11 protein-coding genes are annotated in these 13,989 nt (G+C 31.5%); 5 read left to right on the forward strand and 6 right to left on the reverse strand.

Annotation, left to right across the window (positions count from 1 at the left end):
• Positions 1 to 81: 81 nt before the first annotated feature.
• The 3 genes from AXG55_RS06895 to AXG55_RS06905 form a co-directional block, all read right to left on the reverse strand.
• Positions 82 to 885 carry a substrate-binding periplasmic protein gene (locus AXG55_RS06895; protein ID WP_148697394.1) on the reverse strand — a complete coding sequence of 268 codons (804 nt, stop codon included), beginning with the start codon at positions 883 to 885 and terminating at the stop codon, positions 82 to 84.
• Positions 886 to 1,030: 145 nt separating this feature from the next.
• Positions 1,031 to 2,539, reverse strand: coding sequence for a PAS domain-containing sensor histidine kinase (locus AXG55_RS06900; protein WP_148697395.1), 1,509 nt, complete (start codon positions 2,537 to 2,539; stop codon positions 1,031 to 1,033).
• Entirely contained in the window at positions 2,509 to 3,735 is a 1,227-nt protein-coding gene (locus AXG55_RS06905; protein WP_148697396.1) for an aminotransferase class I/II-fold pyridoxal phosphate-dependent enzyme, read from the reverse strand. The genes AXG55_RS06900 and AXG55_RS06905 overlap by 31 nt, the downstream gene beginning before the upstream one ends.
• A gap of 383 nt (positions 3,736 to 4,118) precedes the next feature.
• Between AXG55_RS06905 and AXG55_RS06910 the strand changes: the two genes are divergently transcribed.
• Together AXG55_RS06910 and AXG55_RS06915 are read left to right on the forward strand one after the other, a co-directional pair.
• Complete coding sequence (locus AXG55_RS06910) at positions 4,119 to 4,991, forward strand: isocitrate lyase/PEP mutase family protein (protein ID WP_148697397.1); 873 nt, start codon at positions 4,119 to 4,121, stop codon at positions 4,989 to 4,991.
• Positions 4,992 to 4,997: 6 nt separating this feature from the next.
• Complete coding sequence (locus AXG55_RS06915; RefSeq protein ID WP_148697398.1) at positions 4,998 to 5,792, forward strand: sulfite exporter TauE/SafE family protein; 795 nt, start codon at positions 4,998 to 5,000, stop codon at positions 5,790 to 5,792.
• Between the two features lie 74 nt (positions 5,793 to 5,866).
• On the opposite strand, the gene AXG55_RS06920 is transcribed toward AXG55_RS06915, so the two are convergent.
• Together AXG55_RS06920 and AXG55_RS06930 are read right to left on the reverse strand one after the other, a co-directional pair.
• Positions 5,867 to 7,570: a procyclic acidic repetitive family protein gene (locus AXG55_RS06920; RefSeq protein WP_237243996.1), complete on the reverse strand. Its 1,704-nt coding sequence runs from the start codon at positions 7,568 to 7,570 to the stop codon at positions 5,867 to 5,869.
• A gap of 626 nt (positions 7,571 to 8,196) precedes the next feature.
• A complete protein-coding gene (locus tag AXG55_RS06930) occupies positions 8,197 to 9,147 on the reverse strand; it encodes a TerC/Alx family metal homeostasis membrane protein (RefSeq protein ID WP_148697401.1) in 951 nt (316 codons plus the stop codon).
• Positions 9,148 to 9,648: 501 nt separating this feature from the next.
• On the opposite strand from AXG55_RS06930, the gene egtB reads away from it, so the two are divergent.
• From egtB to AXG55_RS06945, 3 genes are read left to right on the forward strand one after another with little or no spacing between them, the layout of a single operon-like run.
• Entirely contained in the window at positions 9,649 to 10,905 is a 1,257-nt protein-coding gene (egtB, locus tag AXG55_RS06935; protein WP_148697402.1) for an ergothioneine biosynthesis protein EgtB, read from the forward strand.
• Positions 10,902 to 11,864, forward strand: a complete 963-nt coding sequence (locus AXG55_RS06940) for an L-histidine N(alpha)-methyltransferase (protein ID WP_233231049.1) — start codon at positions 10,902 to 10,904, stop codon at positions 11,862 to 11,864. The genes egtB and AXG55_RS06940 overlap by 4 nt, the downstream gene beginning before the upstream one ends.
• Before the next feature lies 1 nt (position 11,865).
• Positions 11,866 to 12,147 carry a DUF427 domain-containing protein gene (locus AXG55_RS06945; protein ID WP_148697404.1) on the forward strand — a complete coding sequence of 94 codons (282 nt, stop codon included), beginning with the start codon at positions 11,866 to 11,868 and terminating at the stop codon, positions 12,145 to 12,147.
• A 93-nt stretch (positions 12,148 to 12,240) separates the two neighbouring features.
• On the opposite strand, the gene AXG55_RS06950 is transcribed toward AXG55_RS06945, so the two are convergent.
• The gene (locus AXG55_RS06950; RefSeq protein ID WP_148697405.1) at positions 12,241 to 13,776 is read right to left on the reverse strand and encodes a cryptochrome/photolyase family protein; all 1,536 of its coding nucleotides are present in this window, start codon (positions 13,774 to 13,776) and stop codon (positions 12,241 to 12,243) included.
• Between the last annotated feature and the right edge of the window lie 213 nt (positions 13,777 to 13,989).

The raw sequence follows: 13,989 nt of genomic DNA on the forward strand, positions 1-13,989 counted from the left end.
TTTTAAGTACTTAATCAAAGTTCAGGTGTGGTCGAAAAAGTGACGATATTTTGACTTATAGAAAACTCATTTTTTATGCTTTTAATTTATACCAGATAAAAGCGTTTTTATTTCTGGTTCAGAAAAGTATTTCTTCATAATTTTAAGCTGCGTGCCATCGTTAATTATCTTTTTTAATACGCCGTCTAATGTCTTTACATTTTCAATAGTAAAAGTTTTTTTACTATAGGCAACATAACTATAATCATTCTCTGTAAGAGGAAAAATGAGTATACTATTTTTATTAAACTCTTCTTTTAAAAAATTCTTTGCAGAAGTGATTTCACCGAATAATAAGCCATCAATCCTTTTAGCCCTAAATTTATTGACAAGATTTTCGTGTTTAGTAGAATGTTCAATTTTTGAGGCAAAATCTTTGTTTTTCATTAATTTTTCATATTCATCGCTGTATTGTGATCCCACAAGACCTCCAATTTTTAAATTCATAGTCATGATCTGATTTAATTTAAATGATTTAAAGTTTTTGTCTTCTTTTTTAAAGATGATTACGGATGGGACGTTGAGGTCGGGACGGGCATAGTGAAGAATTTTTTCTCTATCGGGTCTTTTACCGCCGCCCAAGATAAAATCTAATTTACCAGATCCTGCTTCAACAAATTGCCTAGCCCACGGAATTTCAGAAAATGAAATTTTGCAGCCCACACGCTTGGCCATTTCATTTATGATATCAACATTATACCCCTCTGCTTTCTCTTTGATTAAGGCTTGCATTGGTGAATTTGCATAAATTCCAATTTGCCATGGGTGAGGGCATAGTTCATTTGCAAAAAGACATTGAGATTTTATGAATAGGAAAATTAATGTAAGAAGCTTCAGTTTTTTCATAATATCATCCTCCACGTAGTTTCATAAAATATATCATGTTTTATTTGCAGAAGAAAATTATTTAAAAATAACGACAAATTTTAAATTTGGACAGAAAAATAATATTTACGTAAATTCTTTAAAATAAGGTTACCTTCTTGAAAAGTTAATTTGTGATTTTTAAAATGACTTCTGAAGCTAATGACTTAGGTAATATTTTTATTTCAAGAGCTTGGACATGATTGATAATTTCATTAGAAATAAAGTTTGTTACAAGAATAGAGCGATTTATTTTTGTTAATTTTACCAAATCTAATCCATTATATTTTTGATTGAGTAATTCATAGTCAATAAGTAAATAAATATTTTTCTTTTCTTTTATTGTTAATGATTCAATAAAATCTAGTGCATTTTCACCTGAATTAAAATGTTTTAATTGAATATTTTTTATACAATTTTGAAACTTTATTTTCCAAGCATTATGAATTGTGGGGTCGTCATCTAAAATAATAATAATGTCTTTCTCATTAAAAGAGATTTCTTTAGCCAACCAAGATGGAGTCTCCGTTTCGGGTAGCGTTAAAATAATTTGTGTCCCACCACCTACTCTTGAATTAACTAAAAGCTGTCCTTTATAATAAGACATGGTGTCTTTAACTTGAAAAAGACCAATTCCACGTCCTTTTTGCTTTCCTCTTGTTATGACTCCATTGGACATAATACTTTTGACAAAATTTTGTGACATGCCAATGCCCGTATCTTGAATTTTTATTGTTATCAAACCATTATGTGAGGTTAAATGTAACGTAACAGTTCCTTTTTTCTTTTCAATTGATTCAACAGCATTATTAATTAAGTTTGAGATCATTCTTTTAAAACGATTTTGATCAATAACTACTACAGAGAAAAGACTATTTGCATTAAAGTTACATTTGAAAGTAATCGGTAAATTTTGATAACGATATCTTTTTTCAGATAAAACTTGATTCAAAGCGACAGAAACAAAAATAGGCTCTGTTTGTTCATCAATTATTAATGTTTTAAAAGCAATTTTTTTGAACTTGTTTAATAAATGCTCCGCAATGTCTTGAACACGATTTGAAGCTTCACGAATAACCAGTCGTGTTGCTTCTGGTATTTCAGTACAAGTTTTAATTGTCATGAGTAAGGCATCTACTGGTGAGCGAATGTCATGAACGCCTTGAGCTACAATTTTCTGAAATTCAATTGCATTAGCATACTTTAATTGATCTAATTCTTTTTCAAATTTTAAGCGATCCGCTTCTTTTCGATCCGAAATATCAACAGCAATGGCTAATATACCAATTATATTTCCATTATTATCATAAAGGGGGCTTTTTTCAGTAAATACTGTCATAAAAGCCCCATTTTCATTGAGGATAGGTAAGGTATATTCTGAAAAATGTACCTTACCAGTCCGAATCACATAATGATCATCTTCGACAAATTTATCAGCTTCCGCGAGTCCCCAACTAAAATCATAATCCGTTTTTCCGACAATATCATCAGATGATTTAAATCCACCAATTCTAGCTAGATTTTCATTGCAGCCTAAGTAAATAGAATTGATATTTTTCCAATAAACATAACCGGGCACACGTTTTAAAATAATGCTGAGATCGATTAGTTCAGCACTTGGTTTATTGCTTTGCACAGTTGTGAAATTTCCTTATCTGTATGATTGGCTGAAATACATATGCGTAAAATACAGTTTCCACTTTTTGTTGTTGGATAAGCTGCGACATTAACTAAATGACCTAATTTTTTGATATCAACTCCAACTTGAATTGCTCTACATTCTTCACCAATAAATACTCCTCTTATTGGGGACTTAATGCCAAAATTTAGCGTTTTATCCTTTCCAATATTGCATAACTTATCAAATAACTTTATTTTATCAAGTAAAGTATTTTGTAGCGTTGTGATCTCTGAAGATAAATGTATGTTTGCAGAGGCAATACTGGCATTAATTAAAGGAATTATGGCTGGTCCAGAAAATAAATAAGTTGAGCAATATTTTTTTACAAAATCAGTGGCTAATGTATTTGGTAAAGCAACAGCTCCACCATAGGTTCCAAAACCTTTTGCAAGTGAAGTCACTAATAAGAGGCGTTCAGGAAGAACATGATTAAATTGATCTAACACATAACCTGAACCATGTTTTCCATATATAGACATACCATGCGCATCATCTAAGTATAAAAATCCATCATATTTTTGTGCGAGTGAGAGCAATTCTACAATATCCATGACTCCGCCCATAGAGCATACGCTATCTGAAAAAAGGAGAGGAGTTATGGATTCCATTTTTAACTGAGACATTTTTTCTTTTAATATTTCTATATTAGAAAAGTCCATGAGTTCAACAGATCCAAATTGTTGCATCATTCCTCTATTTATTTTTATTGAGGCATGTACACTTTTATCTAATAAAAAAGCGATTTTTGTATTTGAAAATTGAAATCCAGGAAGCTCCCCAGATGCCAAAAGAGGAATCAATCCCAAATGCGCTAAATGTGTTGAAGAAAAGAAAACTGTTTGTGCGTTGAAAATATTATTTAGAGAATCTGTTAATATATCAAAAGATTTATGCTTTAAACGAGTTCTTGATGATGAAAATAAAATACCCGTTTTTTCTAATTCATTTCCTACAGATGATATAAGCCGAGAATCCTGGTCTAATCCTAAGTAACTACATGATAAAAATTCTGTGTATTCTATATTATCTTCAAGTGTTACCTTTTTTTCATTTCTGCTTATAAAATTTAAATTATTGAGAGATTGAAATAAATTATCTTGATTTTTTTTTGCCGTATGGATCATTTTTTGCTGCCAATTGTTTTGCGACATATTATTCCCGTAGTGTAAAATTTAAATAAAAAGTTGTTTATAAAATTTGATTATATGTTTTTATGCCATTCTATTTATTTTGTTACTTGTATGATGGCCGACTCTATATATCAATTTTAAAAATAAAGTCAAAATTAAAATAAATTTTTTATATTGAGTACTTTTTTTAAATTATTTAAAAATATGTTTTGATTAGTTTAAAAATAAAGTTTTATTTAAATTTTATTATTAATAAAAAATAAAATTTATTATTAATTTTATTTTTAAAATATAAAAAAATCTAATTTAGATAAATTTTATTATTAATTTAATTGACTTTTTTTTTATTCATTTATATCGTCTAAAAAACCTAAACTTACACTTAAAAAATAGAGGAAAAATCTATGATATTAAATCAGCAATATTCAGGTATTACTTTGTTAAAGTTCTTAGAAGAAGGATCAATTTTAGTAAATGTAGGTGTTTATGATGCCGCTTCCGCTGCCATTGCTTCACATTTCCCAGAAACTAAAGGAATATTTATTAGTGGTTTAGGTTATACCTATTCTCAATTTGCTTGGCCAGATATGGGATTAATCAACTCAAATGAAATTATTCATGCTGCAAAAATCATTCGTGCAAATAATCCAAATGTTTACTTAACATGTGATATTGATTCTGGATTAGGTGGCAAAGAACAATTAAGAAGAACATGCACAGAATTAAAAAATCTAGGTGTATCTGCCGTTCAATTAGAAGATCAAACCTTAGACGATAAAGTTTGTGGACACATTCCCACAAAAGTCGTACGTCCTTTGCAAGAAACAGTGGATCGTTTATCCATAGCACTTGAAAGCTCATATCCTATGCAAGTCATTGCACGTACGGATTCATCTCTAAAAAATGATGAAGCATTTAAGCGCCTAGAAGCATTTGTAAAAGTAGGTGCAAAAATAATTATTGTTGATGGAATTGATGAATTTGATTTAATAGAAGTTATTAAATATGTAAATAAAAGAGCTTACATTATGGCAAATATTGTCGATGGTGGGAAATTAAAACAACATTCAGCAGAATATTTTAAAAATTTAGGCGTAAATATTATGAATTTAAGTGCTCCTTTATTATTTACTTCCTCTTATGCTATGATGCATAGAATGAAATCGATGGTGGAAAATAACTGGGAGGATGTTTCAAATAAAAATGTGATGCCTCTATCAGAGATGAATAAACTGATGACGGAAAATTACAACTGTTTTATTAAAAAAAGAGATTAAATTAACATGACTGAAATTATTTATTTGCTTGTATTAGGGGCATTTACAGGGACTCTGGCGGGATTGCTTGGAATTGGTGGGGGTATCGTACTTGTACCTGTGTTACTTTGGATTTTTCAAAGTCAGCCACAAATAAATCAAAATAATGTAATGCAAGTTGTTTTAGCAACTTCTTTAATGACAATTATTTTTACCGCTCTTTCTTCGATTCGCGCTCATCAAAAGAGAAATGCAATTGAATGGAATTTAGTGAAAATGTTAGCGCCAGGTATGATTTTAGGAACACTATTAGGAGCTTATGTAGGAAGTTCATTATCAAATAACATACTAAAAATTATTTTTGGTATTTTTTTATTATTCATTTCTTTACAACTTTTATTCCAAGCAGCACCAAAAGCTTCTAAAGAGTTTCCAGGTAAATTTGGAAGTGGCTTGAGCGGATTTGTCATAGGGAATATGAGTGCTCTCGTAGGAATAGGAGGCGGTTCCTTAATTGTTCCCTTATTGTTATGGTTCCGTGTTCCTATGCGCAATGCCGTTGCCACATCCGCTGCCTGTGGACTGCCGATCGCTTTAGCAGGAACGTTGGGATATTTTTTAATTGGATTAAAAAATGGGGAGAGTGTGATCACAGGATATATATATTGGCCCGCTGTTTTAGCAATTGTTCCTACGAGTCTCTTATTTGTTCCTTTAGGTGCTAAATTAACACACACAATGCCTGTGAGTGTATTAAAAAAATTGTTTGCTGTTTTTTTAATTGTTATTAGTTCCAAAATGCTTATAGGAACAGTATTTTAGAATGATTTAATAAATAAAAAATCCTTCTTTTTGAGGAGAATTTTTTATTGATAATTTATTTAAAGCAACAAGTTTTAGTAAGGAATCTTACTTAATATTACATTTTTTTCATCTTCATCTGTAAAATGAAATGTGAGTTGGATTTCATTCATGATATCATTTAATGCTCTGTAAATTTTTTCATAGGCTTCGGGATCTAATTCTTTAAATCCTTTTCGAACATATAACTTTCTATCAAATTTATCTGCATATACCATGACATCTTCCCATGATATAGAACCAGGAACAGCTATTTCAGATTCACCTGCATGGGGGGCATCAATTCCTCCTTCAACATATACAGCATATATCCATTTGCTACGTTGACTTCCATTAAAATCAAGAAGAAATTTAGGACTTGTTGTTGTTGAAATATAAGACGAATAAGCGTAAGAACGAATATGTTTTCTTAAATTTAAATGCCCATTTAATAAAACGGTCAAAGTATCTGTGATTTTTTGTAAATCCCAATCATTTTTATCCTTTGAAAGAGAGCTAAGATTTCGAATATAGTTATTATAGCTAGCTTCAGTATAAGGATGTGCGGATAAATCAAAATCCTTTCCAGTTTTATATTTATAATATTTGAGCATTTCTTCAATTTTGATTAAATGTTCTCTACTGGTAGTAGATTTTGGTAGAAATCCACCAACATCTTTTATTCCGCAGCCTACACCAAAAGAGGGATAAAATATGAGATCGTTACTATTGCGAGATACAGTAGAATAACCTGTTTTCCATTCATCTGGGCATTTTTCAAAGGGGATTTCTGGGGGTCTAGAGTCAATTCGAAATGTATAGCCCGTCACTCTTCTTTTGTAATATTTATTATGATCTTTTAAAAAAGGATATATTTTTAAATCTGGTTTATCGAAGAAGTCGGAATAATTAAAATTTTGAGAATGATCTTTTCCTAGAACACTCTTAATGAGGTTTTTGTCAAATTCAGGTCTATTATAATAATGATTCCTTTCATAATCATTCTTTGACTTATATGCTTGAGGCTCTTTTGTGAGAATAATTTCTTCAAACTCATCACCGAGAAGCGCAAGTTTTTTATGAGTCTCAGATAAACGTTTTCCATTTCCAGATAATTCAAATTTAAATTCATTATTATCTGAATTAACTGAATAATTTATGGCTAAAATTGCTTTTTCATTTATTTCACTTTGGGGTTCAAAAGTAACTGCAATTTTGCAAAATTTATTATTTTCAATAATATCTTTGCACATTGGCTCATTTATAGAGAGGCTGGGATGTGTAGAATTAATAGAAAATACAGATTTATTTTTGCCATCTGAAATTAATTTAATAGAATTAATTTTAATGGGTTGTTCATAAAAGTTTTGAATATTAAAAACTCTATTTACTTTATTTGAAATTTTTACTTCGCCAAAATTACCTTTTAAATTTCCAATGTGTAATTGATCTTTTATGGTAATTATAGGAGTTACGACAGGCTCGGGAGTTACGACAGGCTCGGGAGTTACGACAGGCTCGGGAGTTACGACAGGCTCGGGTGTTACGATAGGCTCAGGTGTTACGATAGGCTCAGGAGTTACGACAGGCTCAGGAGTTACGACAGGCTCAGGAGTTACGACAGGCTCGGGTGTTACGATAGGCTCAGCTACCGAAGATGTTTCAGATGGGTTATTCTTTGTATTGGAGCCTTTATTTTCGCATCCATAGAGAAGAGTTAACGCTAAGATATAATTTGATATTTTGAAATTAAGGGACATAAGTTCTCACCAAATAAAAATAAGTATTTGAAATTTAAGGGTAAATTATTAAAAATCTTAAAAATAAATTTTTATCATAAAAGACACATGCTCTTTATGCTATTTTATTCTATAAAGTCAATTTAATTTTAAAGTTAATTATTAAGTAATTGAAATTATAATAAAATAAGTTTCATTTATTATTCAATAATTGCGTAGAAAATTATTTTGCTACATCAGTCAATAGTCTTTCTATATAAGGGTATGTCTAAGAGAGTGATAAAAAGGAGCGGGATGCGGAGTGGAGCCATATTTAACTGGTAATGAAGTTCATTTTATCAGAAAATATATGCATATGAATCAACATAAATTCGCTGATCTTTTAAATCCTTAAAATCATTCAATTGTTTCTCAATGGGAAAATAAGGATGATGCACTGTGTGGAATGGATTATAATACTGAAGTTTTGTTGAGACTTTCAATGGAAGTTTACATATCAAATACAATTTCAGCAGATATGCCAAGACGATTCAAATAAATATGCTGCGCTTTCTAACTTCATTTTTTGAATATGTCCTTTTAAAAATTCTAGAATACGCAGTCAACCCTCTTAACCTTAAAAGAAGTGAAAATGCGCTCTTGTTATGTTAAGTTTTATTTTTTTCAACTTTTGCAACGTACCAAGAAGTTAATCCTGCAGTTATTAAAATAGTAAAAATAACCGATAAAGAAAACCAACTTGGAATTTTTATTATATCGATTAAAATCATTTTTGTACCTATGAAAAATAAGATAGCAGCAAGTCCTGGCTTTAAATAGCGTAGTTTCTGAACCCATTCTGCTATTACAAAATATAAAGCCCTTAATCCTAAAATAGCAAAAATATTTGAAGAGAAAGCAACGAAGGCATCATTTGTTATGGCAAACACAGCAGGAATTGAGTCAATAGCAAAAACAACGTCTGTAATTTCAATTGCGATTAGAGCAAGAAAAAGAGGAGTTGCTTTTTTTATTCTATTTTCAGAAATAAAAAATCTTTCTCCATGTAAATTATCTGTAGTAGGAAGCATTTTTTTTAATAATCGAATGGATAAATTTTCTTTTTGATTAGTTTTATTATCTGATTTAAATAATAATTTAAATCCAGTAACAACAAGTATAAGACCAAAAAGGTATAAAATCCAATGAAAAGAATTGAGCAAATGAGCTCCAAGAAGAATAAATAATGCACGCATAACTATAGCACCTAAAATTCCATAAAATAAAACTTTATGTTGAAATTTTGAAGGTATATTAAAAGAGCTGAAAATAAGTAGAATAATAAAAAGATTATCAATACTAAGACTTTTTTCTACTAAATATCCTGTAAGAAACTCAATTCCTAATTGAGAACCATAAAAATATGCAAACCATGCATTAAAACAAAGAGCAATAGCAATCCAAATACTACTTTCAATTAATGCAATTTTAGTATTATTATTTTTATGTACCTTTGAAAATAAGCTAAGATCAATTAATAGCAAAAATAAAATTGTAATACTAAATGATATCCATAGCCAAATTGGAGCTATTGAAATACTTGAAAAAAATGAATTCATAAAATTTTCTCCATAAATTTTTTAAGTTAACATTATAAATAGATTATACTTAAAAAATTAAAAAATGAATTCATTGATTCTATATATTTTATAAAAAATAGGCAAGATTGAGAACAGGCTGAAGCTTTATGAATAGCTTGCTTCTGGCTCCAGAGGTAACACTACAAGTTGGGTAACTCTATGTGAGTATTTTTTTGATAGCTCATCTACCACGAGTGTAGAAAGAGATAGTCCCGCGTTCTGCCAGGGGCTTTTTTAATCGGTAAATACCGCCAATGCCATGCGCCCCTAAAGGCATTCCTAGAAAAGGGAACATGAAACCGGAAAGAAGAACGGATGGTAGAAAAACAAATTATCGTATAAAACTTGATAGAATAATTTAATTATGGAGTTATTCAACCATTCTTCAATTTTGTAGTAGATATAAACAGATCTTAAAGCAAGTAAACGGTAAGATTATTAAATAAATTTTGCGCTTTTCTTTTGGAGTAAGGTCAATTAATGAGCAATGCACTTTCAAAACATTTTCACAAGACACGTACAATGACTGAAAGCATCTGTAAGCCACTTTCAAATGAAATATTTGAAAGTCAGCCCGCAGATTTCACAAGTCCTCCGAAATGGCACCTCGGACACTCATCCTGGTTTTTTGAAGAATTTATTCTGCGCCCCTTTATGAAAGAATATCCTCCCTTAAATGATTTCTATCGTATCGCATTTAATTCCTATTACAAAAGCCAAGGAGAGCATTGGTCAAGGAATGCCCGAGGCCAAATCTCTCGCCCTAATGTGGCTGAAATTATTGAATATCGAAGACATGTAGATTATCATATTTTGCAACTTATTTCTCATTTAAAAGATAATGATAGTGAAATTAAGAAGCGAATTATTCTTGGTTTAAATCATGAGCAGCAACATCAAGAACTTCTCTTAATGGATATAAAATATATCATTTTTCATAGTTTTTTAGGTGGTACCTATAATACGAAGAATGTTCTTTTGAGTTCAAAATCTGTGGAACTTGAGTTTTTACCTTTGGAAGGCGGATTGGTAAATATCGGAGCAAATTCTCGATTTGAATTTTATTATGATAATGAAGCTCCCGAATTTAAATATTTTCAATATCCTTATGCACTTGCCACACGACCTATTAATAATAGAGAATATCTGGAGTTTATGAACGATGGAGGCTATTCAAATGCAATGCTATGGAAGTCGGATGGTTGGGATTATATTAACTCTCATAAGGATTTTAAGCCTCTCTATTGGGAACAAAAAGAGGGACAATGGTTTGAATTCACATTAAATGGTTTTTTACCTCTTAATTTGGATGATCCGGTTTGTCATATCAACTACTATGAAGCCGATGCTTTTGCAGAATGGTTTGGCGCTCGTCTTCCTACAGAATTTGAATTGGAACTGTCCTATAACAATAGAGTTTCATTAGATTCAAACTTTGCTTTTTTTGAGTCTGAGAGACTTCATCCCATTATATACAATTGTGTTGGTAGCTTTTTTGGACTTACAGGAAATTTATGGGAGTGGACAAGCAGTGCTTACACGCCCTATCCCGGTTATCAGCGTCCAAAAGGAGCTTTTGGCGAATATAATCAAAAATTTATGGTTAACCAAATGGTACTCAAAGGAGGATGTATGGCCACTCCGCAATCGCATTTCAGAACAAGTTATCGCAATTTTTTTTATCCATATCAGAAATGGGCTTTTACCGGCTTGCGCCTAGCAAAGGATGTGAGATGAAAAAACCAAATTCGAATCTTTCCCATGACTTTGATTTTTCTTTTGAAGTTAAATTTGGTTTAAATCAGTCTCAAAAACGCATTCCCAGCAAATACTTTTATGATCAAAAAGGAAGTCATTTATTTAATCTCATAACGGAACAGGAAGAATACTATTTAACTCGTATAGAAAAATTTATTCTGGAATCTCGTCTGAGTGAACTGAAATCTTTATTTTCGCATGTAGATGAAATTGTGGAATTTGGTCCTGGAGATGGTTCAAAAGCTGAAATTATTCTCAAACAATTCATGTCTTGGAAATCCTTGGGATTGAATTACAATGCTGTCGATATTAGCGCCTCTGCTGTTCAGCAGTGTTTAAATCGCCTAAGGAAATTTAAGAATTTATCTCTGAATTCCATCATAGGTGATTACAGAACATTTCAATCGCCGACAAATAATAAAGGCAGATTATTTCTTTTTTTAGGTTCCAATATTGGCAATTACGAACCTCATGAAGCAACTCAACTTCTGCAAGAAATTCGTCATTGCATGAAAAAAAATGATTTCCTTCTCATTGGTTTCGATAAGAAAAAAGATATTGCCGTACTCACTGCGGCTTACAATGATCGTTCAGGTATAACTCGCGCCTTTAATTTGAATTTATTAGAGAGAATGAATACCGATCTGGGTGCTCATTTTATTAAAGATCATTTTTCACATTATGGAGTTTATAATCCTTTAGTAGGAGCAATGCAAAGCTTTCTTATTTCAAAGAAAAATCAGAATATTTATTTTGAAACTCTGCAACAGTCCTTTGAGTTTGATTTGGGTGAAGCCATTCATGTCGAAAATTCCTATAAATATTCCGATAAAGAAATTTCAAAATTAGCTCACTACGCCGGTTTTTGTGTCGTTGAAAATCTTAACGATGAAAGAAATATGTTTACCAATTCCCTTTGGAAGGTAAAGGAGGCTTAAAATGAAAGCAATGTGGAATAACGAAATTATTGCGGAAAGTGACGATGTTCTTTTCTTCGATAACAATCAGTATTTTCCTCCAGATAGTCTAAAGAAAGATTTTTTTAAGCAAGCATCAAATACAACTGTATGCTCATGGAAAGGAACGGCAAATTATTTTGATGTCGTCGTAAAAGGAAAAATCAACGAAGGAGCTGCATGGTATTACGCAAATCCCAGTCAAGCTGCTGAGCAAATTAAAGGTCGAATTGCTTTTTGGAAGGGGGTGATTTTGAGTAAGTAAAACAACCAAATTAATGATAAGTCCTCTTTTTTTTTAATATATCTAAAATTAATTTTGGCAATTGAATGGGTCTCAATAAATTCATTCTTAGTTTTAAATTTCATGATTTTTCATACACAATAAGCTCCGAGCAGCTTTATTTCTTATTGCTTTTTGTTTTTCTTCATCAAATTTGTCCCACGTACTGTAAACAAAAGGCAATCTTTGATTCTTATCCAACTTATCACGATTACGTATCATGAAATCCCAATAAAGTGCGTTGAAGGGACAGGCTTTTTCAGTAGTCATTTCTTTAGGATTATAATAACAATGATCGCAAAAATTACTCATTTTATTAATGTAATTAGAGCTTGCCGCATAGGGTTTGCTGCTTACAATTCCGCCATCTCCAAAAAGAGCCATTCCAAGGGTATTAGGCATTTCTACCCATTCAAAAGCATCGCTATAAACGGCTAGGTACCAATCTTGAACCTGTTTTACATCGAGCCCAGATATAAGCGCAAAATTACCTGTGATCATTAAGCGCTGAATGTGGTGAGAATAAGCGTGATCTCTTGAATGAGAAACAGCTTCTGCAATGCAAGTCATTTTAGTCTTTGCGTCCCAATAAAAATGGGGCAAAGGAGTTTTTGCTTCAAAATAATTCAATTCAGCATATTCAGGCATTTTGAGCCAGTAAATTCCTCGAATATATTCTCTCCAACCTAGAATTTGACGAATAAATCCTTCGGTGGCATTTAAAGGTGCTTTGTTTTTTTTGTAGGCTTCCTCAGCAAGTTTACAAATTTCCAAAGGAAGCAGAAGTCCTACATTAAGGTAGGTTGATAACAAAGAATGGTAAAGATAAACTTCCCCTTTCTTCATCGCATCTTGATAATCACCATAATACGGGAGAAGGCGCGTTATAAAATCGTGAAGTTCGATGAGGGCTTGCTTCCGCGTTACTGCATAATGAAATGGTTCTAAATTTCCAAAATGATCAGAAAATTTTTCACCGACAGATTTTAGGACTTCTTTTAAAATCGCAGATTTCTTGTGACTCTTACGCCCTGGAGTTGTGAGCTCCTCTGTTGGAGATTTTCTATTTTCTTTGTCATAGTTCCACTTTCCTCCAGTTGGAGTGCCGTCTGGCTCTATTAGTATTTGGTATTTTTTTCGCATTTCACGATAGAAATATTCCATTCTAAAATGTTTTTTTCCATGAGCCCATTTCTTAAATTCATCTTTAGAGCAAAAGAATCGATTGTCTCTAAGAACTTCAATAGGGATTTCAAGAGATTTTTGCAGTTTTTCCACCAAAACTTTAAGGCGATATTCGCTTGGCTCAGTAAGTATAATTTTCTGCACTTTAAGTTCACGAACGGCACGTTTGATTTCTCCACTCAAACTGCCTGTATTGTCATGATCTGTTATCTTTACATAATGTACATGATAACCTTGAGTTTTAAGTTCGGCGGCAAAGTGGCGCATGGATGCAAATAAAAAAGCAAGCTTCTTAGGATGGTGCTTTACTTGGGTGGCTTCCTCACTCACTTCGCATAAAAAAATAGTATCATCCTTTGTAATATTTCTTAGTGACAATATTGTTTCCGAAAGTTGATCAGAAAAAATAAATCTAAGTCTTTTCATATTATTCCTATTCTTATTTCATAATCAAAAATCTTAAATCGAGTAAATAAATATATATAGATTTAAAAGAAAGAAAAATACAGCGGAATTGGTTTCTAAAAAGGAGTCGTTAATTCTAATTCGAGTTATGGCACCTAGGGCGTGTCCTCAGTCTTAAAAATATAACATATTGAATTAACTTAAAATTATTATTTAAATTATAAAATCATAAAA

Origin of the sequence: Silvanigrella aquatica, assembly GCF_001907975.1 — a bacterium.
GTDB classification, from domain to species: Bacteria; Bdellovibrionota_B; Oligoflexia; order Silvanigrellales; family Silvanigrellaceae; genus Silvanigrella; species Silvanigrella aquatica.

What these genes read in the sequence shown, in the direction of transcription:
- AXG55_RS06905 (WP_148697396.1), bottom strand. Translation starts at nt 3,735, where the DNA reads ATGTCGCAAAACAATTGGCAGCAAAAAATGATCCATACGGCAAAAAAA.
- AXG55_RS06920 (WP_237243996.1), bottom strand. Translation starts at nt 7,570, where the DNA reads ATGTCCCTTAATTTCAAAATATCAAATTATATCTTAGCGTTAACTCTT.
- AXG55_RS06950 (WP_148697405.1), bottom strand. Translation starts at nt 13,776, where the DNA reads ATGAAAAGACTTAGATTTATTTTTTCTGATCAACTTTCGGAAACAATA.
- AXG55_RS06895 (WP_148697394.1), bottom strand. Translation starts at nt 885, where the DNA reads ATGAAAAAACTGAAGCTTCTTACATTAATTTTCCTATTCATAAAATCT.
- AXG55_RS06945 (WP_148697404.1), top strand. Translation starts at nt 11,866, where the DNA reads ATGAAAGCAATGTGGAATAACGAAATTATTGCGGAAAGTGACGATGTT.
- AXG55_RS06930 (WP_148697401.1), bottom strand. Translation starts at nt 9,147, where the DNA reads ATGAATTCATTTTTTTCAAGTATTTCAATAGCTCCAATTTGGCTATGG.
- AXG55_RS06940 (WP_233231049.1), top strand. Translation starts at nt 10,902, where the DNA reads ATGAAAAAACCAAATTCGAATCTTTCCCATGACTTTGATTTTTCTTTT.
- egtB (WP_148697402.1), top strand. Translation starts at nt 9,649, where the DNA reads ATGAGCAATGCACTTTCAAAACATTTTCACAAGACACGTACAATGACT.
- AXG55_RS06915 (WP_148697398.1), top strand. Translation starts at nt 4,998, where the DNA reads ATGACTGAAATTATTTATTTGCTTGTATTAGGGGCATTTACAGGGACT.
- AXG55_RS06910 (WP_148697397.1), top strand. Translation starts at nt 4,119, where the DNA reads ATGATATTAAATCAGCAATATTCAGGTATTACTTTGTTAAAGTTCTTA.